At 64.4% G+C, this 15,005-nt stretch carries 14 protein-coding genes; 11 read left to right on the forward strand and 3 right to left on the reverse strand.

Translation table 11 applies throughout. The features are described from left to right. Positions 1-7: 7 nt before the first annotated feature. The 11 genes from rpsB to gloA all read left to right on the forward strand — a co-directional run bounded on the left by rpsB (position 8) and on the right by gloA (position 10,515). On the forward strand, positions 8-796 hold the full coding sequence (gene rpsB / locus ACQY78_RS02000; protein ID WP_428682249.1) for a 30S ribosomal protein S2: 789 nt from the start codon (positions 8-10) through the stop codon (positions 794-796). 75 nt (positions 797-871) lie between these two features. Continuing rightward, the gene (tsf, locus tag ACQY78_RS02005) at positions 872-1,798 is read left to right on the forward strand and encodes a translation elongation factor Ts (protein WP_428682251.1); all 927 of its coding nucleotides are present in this window, start codon (positions 872-874) and stop codon (positions 1,796-1,798) included. 66 nt (positions 1,799-1,864) lie between these two features. Further along, a complete protein-coding gene (pyrH, locus tag ACQY78_RS02010) occupies positions 1,865-2,590 on the forward strand; it encodes a UMP kinase (protein ID WP_298308890.1) in 726 nt (241 codons plus the stop codon). A gap of 2 nt (positions 2,591-2,592) precedes the next feature. Then, on the forward strand, positions 2,593-3,147 hold the full coding sequence (gene frr, locus ACQY78_RS02015; protein ID WP_298308887.1) for a ribosome recycling factor: 555 nt from the start codon (positions 2,593-2,595) through the stop codon (positions 3,145-3,147). Beyond that, positions 3,147-3,887: an isoprenyl transferase gene (locus ACQY78_RS02020; RefSeq protein ID WP_428682253.1), complete on the forward strand. Its 741-nt coding sequence runs from the start codon at positions 3,147-3,149 to the stop codon at positions 3,885-3,887. The genes frr and ACQY78_RS02020 overlap by 1 nt, the downstream gene beginning before the upstream one ends. After that, positions 3,856-4,560, forward strand: coding sequence for a phosphatidate cytidylyltransferase (locus ACQY78_RS02025; RefSeq protein ID WP_428682255.1), 705 nt, complete (start codon positions 3,856-3,858; stop codon positions 4,558-4,560). The genes ACQY78_RS02020 and ACQY78_RS02025 overlap by 32 nt, the downstream gene beginning before the upstream one ends. 8 nt (positions 4,561-4,568) lie before the next feature. Further along, entirely contained in the window at positions 4,569-5,759 is a 1,191-nt protein-coding gene (locus tag ACQY78_RS02030; protein WP_428686313.1) for a 1-deoxy-D-xylulose-5-phosphate reductoisomerase, read from the forward strand. Between the two features lie 30 nt (positions 5,760-5,789). Further along, positions 5,790-7,169, forward strand: coding sequence for an RIP metalloprotease RseP (gene rseP, locus ACQY78_RS02035; protein WP_428682257.1), 1,380 nt, complete (start codon positions 5,790-5,792; stop codon positions 7,167-7,169). Positions 7,170-7,293: 124 nt separating this feature from the next. Then, positions 7,294-9,585, forward strand: coding sequence for an outer membrane protein assembly factor BamA (gene bamA / locus ACQY78_RS02040; RefSeq protein ID WP_428682259.1), 2,292 nt, complete (start codon positions 7,294-7,296; stop codon positions 9,583-9,585). A gap of 17 nt (positions 9,586-9,602) precedes the next feature. Beyond that, a complete protein-coding gene (fabZ, locus tag ACQY78_RS02045; protein ID WP_428682261.1) occupies positions 9,603-10,079 on the forward strand; it encodes a 3-hydroxyacyl-ACP dehydratase FabZ in 477 nt (158 codons plus the stop codon). Between the two features lie 22 nt (positions 10,080-10,101). Continuing rightward, the gene (gene gloA, locus ACQY78_RS02050) at positions 10,102-10,515 is read left to right on the forward strand and encodes a lactoylglutathione lyase (RefSeq protein ID WP_428682263.1); all 414 of its coding nucleotides are present in this window, start codon (positions 10,102-10,104) and stop codon (positions 10,513-10,515) included. A gap of 379 nt (positions 10,516-10,894) precedes the next feature. Here the strand turns inward: gloA and ACQY78_RS02055 are convergent, their stop codons facing one another. The 3 genes from ACQY78_RS02055 to ACQY78_RS02065 form a co-directional block, all read right to left on the reverse strand. After that, positions 10,895-12,193 carry a citrate synthase gene (locus ACQY78_RS02055; RefSeq protein WP_422013803.1) on the reverse strand — a complete coding sequence of 433 codons (1,299 nt, stop codon included), beginning with the start codon at positions 12,191-12,193 and terminating at the stop codon, positions 10,895-10,897. A 121-nt stretch (positions 12,194-12,314) separates the two neighbouring features. Next, entirely contained in the window at positions 12,315-13,214 is a 900-nt protein-coding gene (locus ACQY78_RS02060) for a DMT family transporter (RefSeq protein WP_428682266.1), read from the reverse strand. Positions 13,215-13,296: 82 nt separating this feature from the next. After that, positions 13,297-14,994 carry a glutamine--tRNA ligase/YqeY domain fusion protein gene (locus tag ACQY78_RS02065; protein ID WP_428682268.1) on the reverse strand — a complete coding sequence of 566 codons (1,698 nt, stop codon included), beginning with the start codon at positions 14,992-14,994 and terminating at the stop codon, positions 13,297-13,299. Positions 14,995-15,005 lie beyond the last annotated feature (11 nt).

The raw sequence follows: 15,005 nt of genomic DNA on the forward strand, positions 1-15,005 counted from the left end.
GAACGGCATGACCATGCCGACATTTACGATGCGCCAGCTGCTGGAAGCCGGCGTCCATTTCGGCCATCACACGCGCCGCTGGAACCCGAAGATGAAGCCGTACCTGTTCGGGGTGCGCAACGGGATCCATATCATCGATCTCACCAAGACGGTGCCGCTGCTGGAGCAGGCCCTTCGCCAGGTTCGCGACGTGGTCGCGAGCGGCGGCCGGGTGCTCTTCGTCGGCACCAAGCCGGCGGCCGCCGAACGCGTCGCCGACGCGGCCAAGCGCTGCGGCCAGTATTACGTGAACCACCGCTGGCTGGGCGGCATGATCACGAACTGGAACACGATCTCGGCGTCGATCAAGCGCCTGCGTGAGCTCGACGAGCGCCTGAAGGGCGACGTCGTCGGCCTCACGAAGAAGGAGCAGCTCGATCTGACGCGCGAGCGCGACAAGCTCGAGCGTTCGCTGGGCGGCATCAAGGAAATGGGCGGCACGCCCGACCTGCTGTTCATCATCGACACCAACAAGGAGTCGATCGCGGTTCTGGAAGCCCGCAAGCGCGGCATTCCGATCGTCGCGATCGTCGACAGCAACTCCGATCCCGATGGCATCGACTTCCCGATCCCGGGCAACGACGATGCGATCCGCGCGGTGACACTGTACTGCGACCTGCTCTCGGGCTCGGTGCTCGACGGCATCCGTGCCGAGATCGCCGCCACCGGCGGCGATGTGGGCGCGATGAGCGAGCTGCCGGCCGAGGAAATTCCCGTCGCCGAGACCCCGGCGGCCGAGGCAGCACCGGCCGAGTAGCCCGGCCCCTCAACAACGAGAAGCAAACGGGGCCGGTCGGAAGACCGGCCCTTGTTGTACCAAACGGAGCAAGACATGGCTGAGATCACTGCATCGCTCGTCAAGGAACTGCGCGAGAAGACTGGCGCGGGCATGATGGATTGCAAGAAGGCGCTGGGCGAGACGGCGGGCGACGTCGAAAAGGCGGTCGACTGGCTGCGCACCAAGGGCCTGTCGGCGGCCTCCAAGAAGGCCGGCCGCGTCGCCGCCGAGGGCCTCGTCGGCGTTGCCGCTGACGGCACGCGCGGCGCCGTCGTCGAGGTCAATGCCGAGACCGACTTCGTCGGCCGCAACGACCAGTTCCAGAAGTTCGTGGCCGCGGCGACCAAGCTCGCGCTCGAGAATGCCGGCGACCTCGCCAAGGTCGCGGCGGCGCCTTTCCCCGGCACCGGTCGTGACGTGCAGGGCGAGCTTACCAACCTGATCGCCACGATCGGCGAGAACATGAGCCTGCGGCGCGCCGCCTCGCTGTCGGTGTCCGACGGCGTGGTCGTGGCCTACACCCACAATGCCGTCGCGCCGGACCTCGGCAAGATCGGCGTGCTGATCGCCCTCGAATCGACGGGCGACAAGCCCAAGCTCGCCGCGCTCGCCAAGCAGCTCGCCATGCATGTGGCGGCGACCAACCCGCAGTCGCTCACCGTTGCCGACCTCGACCAGGCGGCGATCGAGCGCGAGCGCGCGGTCCTCGCCGAGAAGGCCGGCCAGCAGGGCAAGACCCCCGAGATCGTCGCCAAGATGGTCGAGGGCGGCCTGCGCAAGTTCCACCAGGAGGTGGTACTGCTCGAACAGGCTTTCGTGATCGATGGCAAGACCAAGGTCTCGAAGGTCGTCGAGGAAGCCGCCAAGTTGGTCGGTGGGCCGGTCCGTCTCGTGGGCTTCCTGCGCTTCGCCCTGGGCGAGGGCATCGAGAAGAAGTCCGAAGACTTTGCGGCCGAGGTGGCTGCCCAGCTCAAGAAGTAGTATTGAACTCCACCGGCGCGCGGACCAGGTCCGCGCGCCCAAGACAAACGTAATCAGAGGCATCTGATGCCGTCGGGCCCCCAATATCGCCGCGTCCTTCTCAAGCTCTCTGGCGAGGGGCTCATGGGGAATCGAGAATACGGTCTCGATCCCGACATGGTCGGAATGGTCGCACAGGAAGTGAAGACTGTTCACGAGATGGGCGTTCAGGTCTGTCTCGTAATCGGTGGCGGCAATATCTTCCGCGGTGTGTCGGGCGCAGCGTCGGGCATGGACCGGGCGAGCGGCGACTACATGGGCATGCTGGCGACCGTCATCAATTCGCTGGCCATGCAAAGCGCGCTTGAGCGGCAGGGCCTGCAGACGCGCGTCCAGTCGGCCATCCCGATGACCACCGTATGCGAGCCCTACATCCGGCGCCGCGCCGTCCGCCACATGGAGAAGGGCCGCGTTGTGATCTTCGCGGCCGGCACCGGCAATCCCTTCTTCACCACGGACACGGCGGCGGCGCTGCGCGCGGCCGAGATGGGCGTCAACGCGCTGCTCAAGGGAACGCAGGTGGATGGGGTCTATTCCGCGGATCCTCTCAAGGACAAGAACGCCAAGCGTTACGACACGCTCACCTACCTGGAAGTGCTGGCCCGCGACCTGCAGGTCATGGATGCCTCCGCGATCTCGCTTGCCCGCGAGAACCGCATCCCCATCATCGTCTTCGACATCCACAAGCCGGGCGCGTTCGCATCGACGATGCGCGGCGAGGGGACCTTCACGATCATCAAGAACGAGGCCTGAACATGTCTGCTGATCTCAACGAGCTCGAGAAGCGCATGCACGGCGCGATGGATGCGCTGAAGAAGGAATTTGGCGGTCTGCGGACAGGACGAGCCTCGGTCAACCTGCTCGACCCGGTGATGGTCGAAGCCTACGGCCAGCGCATGCCTTTGAACCAGGTTGGTACGGTGAGCGCGCCGGAGCCGCGCCTGCTCACCGTCAGCGTGTGGGACAAGGGCCTGGTGACGCCGACCGCGAAGGCCATTCGTGAGGCGGGTCTCGGCCTCAACCCGTCTCCGGACGGCCAGATGATCCGTATCCCGATTCCCGAGCTGACGACGGAGCGGCGCAACGAACTGGCCAAGCTGGCGCACAAGTATGCCGAGCAGGGCAAGGTGGCCGTCCGCAACATTCGGCGCGACGGCATGGATGCGCTGAAGAAGGCCGAGAAGGATCACAAGATCTCGGAAGACGAGCACCGCCAGAAAGCCGACGAGGTCCAGAAGCTGACCGACCGCTACGTCAAGCTGGTCGACGACGCGCTGGTCCAAAAGGAAAAAGAGATCAAGACGGTCTGATGCCCACTGCGCCGTTGCCCGCCAATCCCGACCAAGGGTCGGGACCTCAGCACGTCGCCATCATCATGGATGGCAACGGCCGGTGGGCGAAGGCGCGCGGTCTGCCACGGGTGGCGGGGCATCGACGCGGCGCCGACGCGGTGCGGCGTGTCGTGCGCGGCGCCGGAGAACTGGGCATTCCGGTCCTGACGCTGTTCGCCTTTTCGACGGAGAACTGGACGCGGCCGGCCGACGAGGTGGCCGATCTCATGGGCCTGCTGCGTCATTACCTGCGCAGCGAACTCGAGGAGCTCCGCAAGAAGGGCGCGCGGCTCCGGGTGATCGGCAATCGCGACGGGCTCGCGGCCGACATCGTGCGCGACATTTCCGAAGCCGAGAGCAAGACGGCGAGCAACACGCGGATCGACGTCAACATCTGCATCAACTACGGCTCGCGCGACGAGATCCTGCGGGCGACGCGCCGTCTGGCGCAGCGGGTTGCGGCGGGCGAGATCACCGCGGATAGCATCGACCAGACAAGCTTCGAGCGCGAACTTCTGACGGCGGGGCTGCCGGATCCGGACCTCCTGATCCGGACCAGCGGCGAGCAGAGGATCAGCAATTTCCTGCTCTGGCAGTGTGCCTACTCGGAGCTGGTTTTCGTCGACACGCTGTGGCCGGACTTCGGCAAGGAACACCTGGAACGGGCCATCGTGGAGTTCCGTCGGCGTGAGCGGCGTTATGGCGGCATCGGAAAGTAGCGCCCCGGCACGCGGCGGTCGCTTCGCCGGCCTTTTGGTTCGGGCGCTTTCGGCCGTGGTGCTGGGGCCGTTGCTGCTCGCGGCGGTCTGGTATGGCTATCCCTGGATCGATCTCGTGGCGGCGATAGCAGCCCCGGTCATGATCCTCGAATGGTCGCGCCTCACGCGCGGCGCCCCCGTCCTTCGCGTTCTGGCCTGGACCTATGGGCTCGCGGCGCTGGTTGCGCTGCTGTGGTTGCGCCATCAGCCGGGGACGGGACGCGAGACGATTCTGTGGGTCTTCGCCTGTATCTGGGCCACCGACATTGGCGCGTATTTCGTCGGACGCACCGCTGGCGGAGCCAAGCTCGCACCGAGCATCAGTCCCGGCAAGACCTGGTCTGGGTTGATCGGCGGAATGGCCTGGGCGGCCGTCGCCAGCGCCGCGATCGGCTATGCCTTCGGCCTGGGAGACACTTTGCATCTCGCCATCGCCGGAGCCGCGCTCGCGATCGTGGGGCAGGCGGGGGATCTTCTCGAATCGGCGGCCAAGCGGCGGGCCGGGGTCAAGGACAGCGGGCGCCTCATTCCCGGACATGGCGGATTGCTCGACCGGATCGACGGATTGATGGCCGTCCTCGTCGCGGTGGGGATCGCCCGGCTGGTCGCCGGTGGCGCGTGGCCCTGGACATGACGAAATGGGTGGCGCCGTCGCCTGAGAATCCGCGCCGCATCACGATCCTGGGCTCAACCGGTTCCGTCGGCCAGAGCACGGTCGATCTCATTGCCCGCGATCCGGAAAGTTATCGGGTCGAAGCGCTGGTCGCCCGCCGATCGGTCGAACTTCTGGCGGAGCAGGCTCGGCGCCTGCGGGCACGCCTCGCGGTCGTCGCCGACCCCGATCAGTATCCCGCCCTCAAGGAAGCGCTGGCCGGTACCTCGATCGAAGTCGCGGCCGGCCCGGACGCCGTTGTGGAAGCGGCGTCGCGTCCGGCCGAATGGGTGATGGCCGCCGTGGTGGGCTTCGCGGGCCTTGCCCCGACCCTGGTGGCGGCCCGGCGCGGCGCCATGGTGGCGCTGGCAAACAAGGAAGCGCTGGTCTGTGCAGGAAGCCTGCTGATGGACGCCATCGACCAGTCGGGCGGCGTCCTCCTGCCAGTTGATTCCGAGCACAACGCCATCTTCCAGGTGTTCGAGCCCGACCAGCATCGTGCGATCGACCGACTCATCCTGACCGCGTCGGGCGGGCCGTTCCGCAACTGGTCGCTGGCCGACATGGCCGACGTAACGCCCGAGCAGGCCTTGGCCCACCCCAACTGGGACATGGGCGATAAGATCTCCATCGATTCGGCCACCATGATGAACAAGGGTCTCGAGCTGATCGAGGCCCAGCTCCTGTTCGGGCTGCCGGAAAAGCAGGTCGACATCGTCGTGCATCCGCAGTCGGTCATCCATTCGATGGTCGCCTATTGCGACGGGTCGGTGCTCGCCCAGCTCGGCACGGCCGACATGCGCATCCCGATCAGCCACGCGCTCGGCTGGCCGTCGCGGATCGACGGGCCGGCCGCGAAGCTCGATTTCATGGGCATTCCGGCGCTGACCTTCGAGCGGCCCGATTCCGGCCGCTTTCCCGCTCTAAGGCTTGCGCGCGAAGCTCTGGTGACGGGCGGCCATGCCCCGATCGTTCTGAACGCGACCAACGAGGCGGCGGTGGCGGCTTTCCTGGCGCGCCGGATCCGCTTCCTCGACATCGCCCGGATCGTCGAGGATGTGATGTCGGGCTGGGAAGGCCTTTCAGACGCCGTCGCCGGCTTGCAGCAGGTCGAAGCCGCCGATCTCGAGGCGCGCAGGCTGGCTGAAGAGATCTGCCGGACCAGAGTGCGGAATGGTTGAAGTATCGTGAAATTTGAGGTCGAGTAGGGCATGCAGAGCATGGTCAGCCTGTTTACGACATATCTGCCGTACTTCGTCCTGGTGTTGACGCTGCTCGTCTTCGTTCACGAATACGGTCACTACTGGGTCGGACGTCGCTTCGGCATCCATGCCGAGGTGTTCTCGATCGGGTTCGGTCCCGAGATTTTCGGCTGGACCGATCGCAACGGAACTCGGTGGAAGGTCTCGGCGATCCCGCTCGGCGGCTACGTCAAGTTCCTCGGCGACAGCGACGCCACGAGCGCCACGGCGAGCGACGAACCGCTGTCGCCCAGCGACCGGAAGCGGGCTTTTTTCAGCCAGCCGCTCTATGCCCGGGCTGCCGTGGTGCTGGGCGGGCCGGTGGCCAATCTCCTGTTTGCCTTTGTGCTGCTGACCGGCGTCTATTTCTTCGCTGGCGAACCCTATACACCGGCGACCGTTGCCGTGCAGGCCGATGGGCCGGCCGCCAAGGCGGGCCTGCGTTCGGGCGACGAAATCGTCCGTCTCGCCGACACGCGCGTCAATCGCTACGAGGATATCCAGGAAGCGCAATTCCTCTACTGGGCCAAGCCGATGGCGGTCGAATACCGTCGGGGCAACGAGCTCCTGCACGGCGAGATCCAGCCGCTCTATTGCGAGCGCACCGATCGTTACAACAACACGATGCGCTACGGCGACCTCGGCATGGATCAGTCCATTCGTCCCGTGGTGGGCGGCTTCACGGCGAACAGCCCGGCCGAGGCGGCAGGCCTGAAGGTCGGTGACCTTCTGGTGGCGATCGACGGCAAGCCGGTCGATTATTTCTCGCGTATCCCGGAGTTGATCGGCAGCCGGGGCGGCCAGCCTGTGACGATCAAGTACGAGCGTGACGGCCGGTTCGGGGAGACGACGGTCGTGCCGATCGTCGACAAGTCGGTCGATTGCGCCGGCAAGGAGCAGATCGTGGGACGCCTGCGCGTCCGTCCGGCGGCGACGACGGAACTTCGCGACCACGGCGTCATCGGCGCCATGGGAGCGGGGGTACGGGCCGTCTGGGGGATGACCTCGATGTTCTACACGTCGATGGGACAAATCCTGACGGCGACCCGCCCTGTGGATGAATTGGGCGGGCCGATCCGCATCGCGAAGGCTGCGGGCGAGGCGTCCTATGCGGGATGGGCGGGAATCCTCAATCTCGTGATCGCCCTGTCGGTGGTGTTGGGCATCTTCAACCTTCTGCCGGTGCCCATGCTCGATGGCGGTCACCTCGCCATGTATGCTTACGAAGCAGTGCGCGGTAAGCCGCTCAGTCTGCGGGCACAGGAGGTCGGATTAAAGCTCGGATTTGCACTCGTGATCGGCATGGCGCTGATCGCAACATTCAATGACATCAGGCTTTTGCTGCGTTGAGTTGATGCGTTGGCGCGACTTCGGAACGGGGGACAAAAGGGGTGGCTTAGTCCCCCTTGCCGGTCTAGAAAGCTGCGTTCACGTCTTTGACCATCGGCAGGTCTGACTGGCGCCGGGGGTAAGTTTGATCGTTCGTTGGGCCGTATTGGCCATTGCTGCAATCCTCGCCTTCACCGCGCCGGCACACGCACAGCGTGGTGCTGCGGCTGGTGGTACGATTGCTGGTATCCAGATCCAGGGTAATGTCCGCTCCGAGCCGGAGACGATCCGCTCGTACCTGCAGCTCAAGGTCGGCGAACCGTTCGACGCGGCCGCGGCCGACCGCTCGCTCAAGGCGCTTTTCGCGACGGGCTTGTTCTCAGACGTCGTGATCGAGATGCAGGGCTCGACCCTGGTCGTGAAGGTCACGGAAAACCCGATCATCAATCGCGTCGCGTTCGAGGGAAACAAGAAGGTCGACGACGACAAGCTGCGCGACGAAGTGCAGTCGAAGCCGCGGCAGGTCTTCACGCGCGCGCGTGTCCAGGCGGACGTCGATCGCATCCTGACCATCTATCGCCGCAGCGGCCGCTACAACGCCTCGGTCGAGCCCAAGATCATCAGGCTCGAACAGGGACGCGTCGACGTGGTCTTCGAGATCAACGAAGGCGACGTCACGGGCGTGAAGCGCATCAGCTTCGTCGGCAATCAGGCATTCGGCGACGGCACCCTGCGGGGCAAGATCCGCACCTCCGAGAGCGCCTGGTGGCGTTTCCTGTCGTCGGACGACCGGTTCGATCCCGACCGCCTGAACCTCGATCGCGAGCTTCTGCGCAAGTTCTACCTCTCGGAAGGGTACGCGGACTTCCGCGTGGTCTCGTCCGTCGCCGAGCTTGCCCCCAATCGCGAAGGGTTCTTCATTACCTTCACGATCAACGAGGGCGACCGCTACAAATTCGGCAAGGTCGATGTGACGAGCCGGTTCCAGGGCCTGAACGTCGACGTCCTCAAGACCTTCCTGACCATCGCGGCAGGCGACTGGTACGACGCGGACGAGGTCGAAAAGTCGGTCTCGAACATTTCCGAGGCGGTGGGATCGCTGGGCTACGCGTTCGTGGACGTGCGCCCCAACATCCGGCGCAACCGCGACAACAACACCGTCGACGTGACCTTCGACGTCCAGGAAGGACCTCGCGTCTACGTCGAGCGCATCAACATTTCGGGCAACACGCGAACGCTCGACAAGGTGATCCGGCGCGAGTTCCGCCTGGCCGAGGGTGATGCCTTCAGCACTGCCAAGGTCCGCCGCAGCCAGCAGCGGCTTCGCAACCTCGGCTTCTTCGAGAAGGTCGACGTCGCGGCGGCGCCGGGTTCGGCGCCGGACAAGACCAATCTCGAGGTTCAGGTCGTCGAGCAGAGCACGGGCGAAATCTCTCTCGGCGCCGGCTATTCGACGACGGCCGGCATCGTCGGCGACATTTCGATCAAGGAACGCAACCTGCTCGGCAAGGGCCAGGAGGCGCGTCTGGGCCTGTCCATCGGCACGTTGAGCACCTCGATCGACCTCGGCTTCACCGAGCCCTACTTCATGGACCGGCAGCTTTCGGCCGGGTTCGATCTGTTCAGGACGTCGAACGATCGCCAGAACATCGCGAGTTACAGTGACCGCAGCCTGGGTTTTGCGTTGCGCGCCGGCTGGGCCTACTCGGAAGAAATTCGCCAGCTCGTCCGCTACACGCTGCGGCAGACCGATATCTACAACGTTCAGTACTGGGCCTCGCCCGTCATCCAGCAGAATGCCGGCACACAGGTCGTGTCCGAACTGTCCGAGACGATCATCTGGGACACCCGTGACCAGCGCCTGAATGCCACCAAGGGGTTTATGGTCCGCAATTCGATTGCTGCCGCGGGCGCAATCGGTACCGAGCAGTATGTCCGCACCACGGCCGACGCGATCTATTACAAGTCGCTGTTCGAGGACATCGTCGTTTCGGTCGGCGGGTCGGCGGGGCTCATCCTGCCGTTCGGCGGCTCCTACGTTCGCCTGAACAACCTGTTCTTCATCGGCGGCGACTCATTGCGCGGCTTCGCCGTCGGCGGTATCGGCCCCCGCGATGCCAACACGACCGACGCCCTGGGCGGTCAGTTCTACTACACGGGTTCGACCGAACTCTCCTATCCGCTGCCCATGGTTCCCAAGGAAGTGGGGCTTCTCGGCAAGGCATTTGTGGACGTTGGATCGCTCTGGGGCGTCCAGTCGCAGAGCTACGGCCTGGCATCCGTGCTCACCAGCCAGCTGATGCGCGCGTCGACCGGCGTCGGCATCCAGTGGATGTCGCCGTTCGGCCCGATCCGCATCGACTATGCGATACCCCTTCAATATGAGTCGTGGGACAAGCAGCAGGCTGTGCGTTTCAGCTTCGGCACGCGGTTCTGAGCGGAGAGGCCACGGTCATGAACGCCCAAATCGAGAATACCAGCCCCGCTGCGGCGACATCCGTCGACATCAAGCGGATACTGGAGATGATCCCGCACCGCTATCCGATGCTCATGGTCGATCGGGTGATCGACATGCAGCTCGACCAGAGCGCAGTGGGCATCAAGAACGTCACGATCAACGAGCCGTTCTTTCAGGGCCATTTCCCCTCCGAGCCCGTGATGCCGGGTGTGCTGGTCGTCGAGGCCATGGCACAGACTGCCTGTGTCCTCGTGGTTTCGACGTTCGGGGCCCAGTCGGAAGGCAAGCTGGTCTATTTCATGTCGATCGACGGCGTGAGGTTTCGCCGTCCCGTGGTGCCGGGCGACCGTCTCGAGCTGCACGTCACGAAGGTGCAGAGCCGCGCCAATGTGTGGAAGTTTTCAGGTAAGGCGATCGTCGACGGCAAGGTGGCGGCGGAAGCGACATTCGCCGCCATGATTCGCGGCCGTTGAACCGCGACCGAGCAGGGAGGGGATGATGCCCGATACCCAGTCCAATTTCCGCATGCTGCACACGATGATCCGCGTCATGGATCTCGACAAGTCGCTTGCGTTCTACACCGGTGCGCTGGGCATGAAGCTGCTGCGCAAGCGCGACGTGCCGGACGGCAAGTACAGCCTGGCCTTCGTGGGCTACGGCGAAGAGCCGGAGCATTGCGTCGTCGAGCTGACCCACAACTGGGATCAGGCGAAGCCTTACGAACTCGGCACCGGGTTTGGCCACCTCGCGATCGGCGTGCCCGACGTCTACAAGCTGTGCGAGGACGTCACCAAGGCCGGCGGCAAGGTCACCCGGCCGGCGGGGCCCGTGAAGTTCGGGACGACCGTCATCGCTTTCGTCGAAGATCCCGACGGCTACAAGATCGAGCTGATCGAGCGTAAGGGCTGAGAGGGCTGAGCGAAGCTCAGCCCCAGGAGCGATAGGACATTGCCTGCGGCAATGTCCGAGAGCGTCGAAGGCAGACCACGCGGATCTTGAACGCACAAAAAAGGCCCGCATCGCGGGCCTTAATTTGTTCTGACTGGCTCACTCCTAGAAGAACCGCCAATTTGCAGCCAGGAGCGCCAATACCGCGCCGGCAAGACCGGCGACCAACATCCATGCCCGCACGCCAGGGCGACGGAAATTGTCATTGGCCGGCCGGCCCACCCGCACGATGTGCGACCGGACCTTCGGTGTCTGGGTGGCCGCCCAGGATGTTTCCCCCTGGCGCGGCCCGAACGATGATCTTGCCATGTATTTCTCGCTTCCCTCCCGGACAGCGATTTCAGCCCCGCATGTGGAGCGGCTTGTACGGGCGCTCGGTCTGCCCATTGTAGAGCTGGCGGGGACGGCCAATCTTCTGGTCCGGATCCTCGATCATCTCGTTCCACTGGGAAATCCAGCCGACCGTACGAGCCACCGCGAAGAGAACGGTGAACATGGAGGTCGGGATGCCAATCGCCCGGAAAATAATGCCCGAGTAGAAGTCGACGTTCGGATAGAGCTTCTTGGAGACGAAGTAGTCGTCCTTGAGCGCGATCTGCTCCATTTCCATGGCCAATTCGAGCAGCGGGTCGTGGGTGATGCCCAGCGAGGTGAGGACCTCGTGGCAGGTCTGGCGCATGACCTTGGCGCGCGGGTCGTAGTTCTTGTAGACGCGGTGGCCGAAACCCATGAGGCGGGTGTGGTCGGCCTTGTCCTTCACGCGGGACAGGAAGCCCGGGATGTTCTGCTTGCCACCGATCTCGTGCAGCATGTTGATGACGGCTTCGTTGGCGCCGCCGTGGCTCGGGCCCCACAACGAGGCGATGCCGGCGGCGATGCAGGCGAACGGGTTGGCGCCCGACGAGCCGGCGAGGCGCACCGTCGAGGTCGAGGCGTTCTGCTCATGGTCGGCATGGAGCATGAGGATGCGATCCATCGCCTTCTCGACGATCGGATTGACCTCGTACTCCTCGGCCGGAACCGAGAACATCATGCGCAGGAAGTTGGCGGCGTAGGACAGGTCGTTGCGCGGATAGACGAACGGCTGACCCACCGAATACTTGTACGCCATCGCCGCGATGGTCGGCATCTTGGCGACCAGGCGATAGGACGCGACCATCCGCTGGTGCGGATCGTGGATGTCGAGCGAGTCGTGATAGAAGGCGGACAGGGCGCCGACCACGCCGCAGCAGATTGCCATCGGATGGGCGTCGCGGCGGAAGCCGCGATAGAACTGGCTGAGCTGCTCGTGAACCATCGTGTGGTTCGTGATGTCTTTGACGAACTTGTCCTTCTGCGCCTTGTTCGGCAGATCGCCCTTCATCAGGAGGTAGGCGACTTCCATGAAGTCGCTCTGCTCGGCGAGTTCGGCGATGTTGTAGCCGCGATGGAGCAGGATGCCTTCGTCGCCATCGATGTAGGTGATCTTCGAACCGCACGAGCCGGTCGAGGTGAAACCCGGATCGTAGGTGAACATCCCGGAGTCGCCGTAGAACTTGCGGATGTCGACCAGGCGCGGTCCGAGTGTGCCGTGGATGATCGGCATCTCGTAGGTTTTGCCGGTTTCGTTGTCGGTCAGCGTCGCGGTCGATTTGGCCATCGGGTGAACTCTTTTCCAGGCTCGATTCAAGCAAGGCGCGCGCACCCCACAGGATGCCGTTCGCCGGTTCGGCGGCACCCTAACAAGCCCCTAAAGAAGGCGCAATTGAACAGCCGGGCTGCTATTCCGCGAAGCGTAGAAAACGCACGATCCGGCCGTCGATCGCGGCCAGGGAAAGGCCGATCAGGATCATGCCGGCGAACTGCCGGGGCGCCGGCCGTTCACCCAGGAGCAGGCCACCGAGAAGGACCGCGGTGACCGGTATCAGGAACGTAACGAGCAGCAGATTGGTCGGCCCGGCTGCGGCAAGAATGCGGAAATACAGGACATATGCGAGGGCCGTCGAAAGCAGCGCGAGGCCTGCAAGTGCCGCCCATGTCGTGGCGCCGGGAGGGGCAGGAAGCTGCCAGGGCTGGTCGACGATCAGCATGATCGGCAGAATCAACATGGCACTCGCGGTGACCTGTCCGGCAGCCGCCTCGAGAGGCGCGACGCCCAGCTTCGCGAAGCGCCGTCCGTAGACACCGGCGAACGCATAGGAGAGGGCGGCCCCCAGACAGGCGATCTGGCCTGCCGTGCCTCGGCTGTCGACGATCCCCGTCGGTCCCATCAGAACCGCAACACCCGCCATTCCAATCAGGAGCGCGCCCAGCTTGAGGCCGCCGATACGTTCATCATGGGTGATGAAGTGCGCAACGAGCAGGGTGAAAAGGGGCGTCGTCGCGTTGAGGATCGACGCGAGCCCGGACGCGATCTGCGTCTGGCCCCAGAAGATCAGGCCGAACGGAACGAGGTTGTTCAGGAGCCCCATCCCGGCGTAGCTGCGAAACGGTGCGCCGGCCCGAACCAGACTCCTGCCGTAAAAGACCAGCACGAGATTGAGGGCGACTGCGGCGAGGGCCACGCGGCAGAACACCACCGTGAGCGGCGCCAGTTCAGCCATAGCCACCTTGGCAAAGAAGAACGAACCGCCCCATAGCACGGACAGCGACAGCAACCAGATCCAGACTCGTGCGCTCATGGCGGCACACTGGCCGCCATATGGCGCGTGTTCTATCCGGCAGCCGCCGGCAATCGCGCCTCGTCTCGGAGCACCGCTAATCTTAACTCTGGACCTGCACCTTTGCCCAAGTGTCCCGCAGTTCGATCGTGCGGTTGAAAACCAGAGCCTTCGACCGGCTGGCGAGGTCCGGGCAGAAATAGCCCAGCCGCTCGAACTGCACGGCTTCCCCTTCAGGTGCCTCTGCCAATGATGGCTCCAGCAACGCGCCCGAGAGGACTTCGAGCGAGCCTGGATTCAAATCGGCGTCGAGATCGCCATCGGTGCCCGGGGCAGGGCGGTTGAACAGCATGCTGTACAATCGGACTTCGGCGGGAAGTGCATCCCGCGCGGACACCCAGTGCAGGGTTGCCTTTACCTTTCGACCGTCCGGCGCGTTACCGCCGCGGCTCGCAGGATCGTAGGTGCAGCGTAGTTCGACCACGTTGCCGTCGGCGTCCTTGATCACCTCGCGGCAGGTGACGAGATAGGCGTAGCGCAACCTGACCTCTCGTCCCACCGCCAGCCGGAAGAATTTGTTCGACGGGTTCTCCATGAAGTCGTCGCGCTCGACGAAGATTTCACGGCCGAAGCGAAGGGTACGCGTGCCGGCGGCCGGATCCCCCGGATGGTTGACGGCCTCCAGCTCTTCGACGTGGTCTTCGGGAAAGTTCTCGATCACGAGCTTGAGCGGCCGCAGGACCGCCATGCGCCGATGCGCCACCTGATTGAGCTGGTCGCGGATCGCGTGATCGAACATGGCGAGATCGACGACGCTGTTGGCCTTGGACATGCCGATGCGCCGAACGAAGTCGCGGATCGCCTTCGGCGGCACGCCGCGGCGGCGGAGGCCTGCGAGGGTCGGCATGCGCGGATCGTCCCAGCCGCTCACAATGCCGCGCCGTACCAGATCCGTCAGGTGGCGCTTGGAAAGGACGGTGTAGCCGATATTGAGGCGGGCGAATTCGGTCTGGCGCGGCCGCGCCGGCACCGGCAAGTGGTCGAGGAACCAGTCGTAGAGGGGACGATGGTCCGCGAACTCCAGGGTGCAAAGCGAGTGCGTGACATGTTCCAGGGCGTCGGACTGGCCATGTGCGAAATCATAGGTCGGGTAGATGCACCACTCAGTGCCGGTGCGCGGGTGAGCCGCGTGCAGGATGCGATACAGGACGGGGTCGCGCAGGTTCATGTTGCCGGACGCAAGGTCGATCTTTGCGCGCAGCACACAGGCGCCGTTGGGAAACTTGCCGGCGCGCATGTCGCGAAACAAGTCGAGATTCGTTTCCGCCGACCGGTCGCGATCTGGCGAGGCGCGGCCCGGTTCGGTCAGCGTGCCACGCATTGCCCGCATCTCGTCGGGCGGCGTGTCGTCGACATAGGCTAAGCCGGCGCGAATGAGGTGCTCGGCCCAGTCGTACAACGTCTGGAAATAGTCCGACGCGTGGTACAGATCTTCGCCCCAGTCGAAGCCGAGCCAATTTACGTCCCGCTTGATGGCGTCGATGAACTCCTGCTCCTCCTTCACGGGGTTGGTATCGTCGAAGCGAAGGTGGCAGCGACCGCCGGTTTCGGTCGCAATTCCGAAATTCAGGCAGATCGACTTTGCGTGGCCGAGATGCAGGTAGCCGTTCGGCTCCGGCGGAAAGCGAGTAACGATGCTTTGCACTTTTCCGCTGGCGAGATCCGACTGAACGAGGTCGCGAATGAAATCCCGCGCCTCTTCGTTCGCAGCGGCCTCCGGCATCGGCTTCTTGTCATCCATTACCTGTCTCC

Source organism: Reyranella sp., from assembly GCF_965279625.1.
Classification (GTDB): Bacteria; Pseudomonadota; Alphaproteobacteria; order Reyranellales; family Reyranellaceae; genus Reyranella.

What these genes read in the sequence shown, in the direction of transcription:
- rpsB (WP_428682249.1), top strand. Translation starts at nt 8, where the DNA reads ATGACCATGCCGACATTTACGATGCGCCAGCTGCTGGAAGCCGGCGTC.
- tsf (WP_428682251.1), top strand. Translation starts at nt 872, where the DNA reads ATGGCTGAGATCACTGCATCGCTCGTCAAGGAACTGCGCGAGAAGACT.
- pyrH (WP_298308890.1), top strand. Translation starts at nt 1,865, where the DNA reads ATGCCGTCGGGCCCCCAATATCGCCGCGTCCTTCTCAAGCTCTCTGGC.
- frr (WP_298308887.1), top strand. Translation starts at nt 2,593, where the DNA reads ATGTCTGCTGATCTCAACGAGCTCGAGAAGCGCATGCACGGCGCGATG.
- ACQY78_RS02020 (WP_428682253.1), top strand. Translation starts at nt 3,147, where the DNA reads ATGCCCACTGCGCCGTTGCCCGCCAATCCCGACCAAGGGTCGGGACCT.
- rseP (WP_428682257.1), top strand. Translation starts at nt 5,790, where the DNA reads ATGCAGAGCATGGTCAGCCTGTTTACGACATATCTGCCGTACTTCGTC.
- fabZ (WP_428682261.1), top strand. Translation starts at nt 9,603, where the DNA reads ATGAACGCCCAAATCGAGAATACCAGCCCCGCTGCGGCGACATCCGTC.
- gloA (WP_428682263.1), top strand. Translation starts at nt 10,102, where the DNA reads ATGATGCCCGATACCCAGTCCAATTTCCGCATGCTGCACACGATGATC.
- ACQY78_RS02055 (WP_422013803.1), bottom strand. Translation starts at nt 12,193, where the DNA reads ATGGCCAAATCGACCGCGACGCTGACCGACAACGAAACCGGCAAAACC.
- ACQY78_RS02060 (WP_428682266.1), bottom strand. Translation starts at nt 13,214, where the DNA reads ATGAGCGCACGAGTCTGGATCTGGTTGCTGTCGCTGTCCGTGCTATGG.
- ACQY78_RS02065 (WP_428682268.1), bottom strand. Translation starts at nt 14,994, where the DNA reads ATGGATGACAAGAAGCCGATGCCGGAGGCCGCTGCGAACGAAGAGGCG.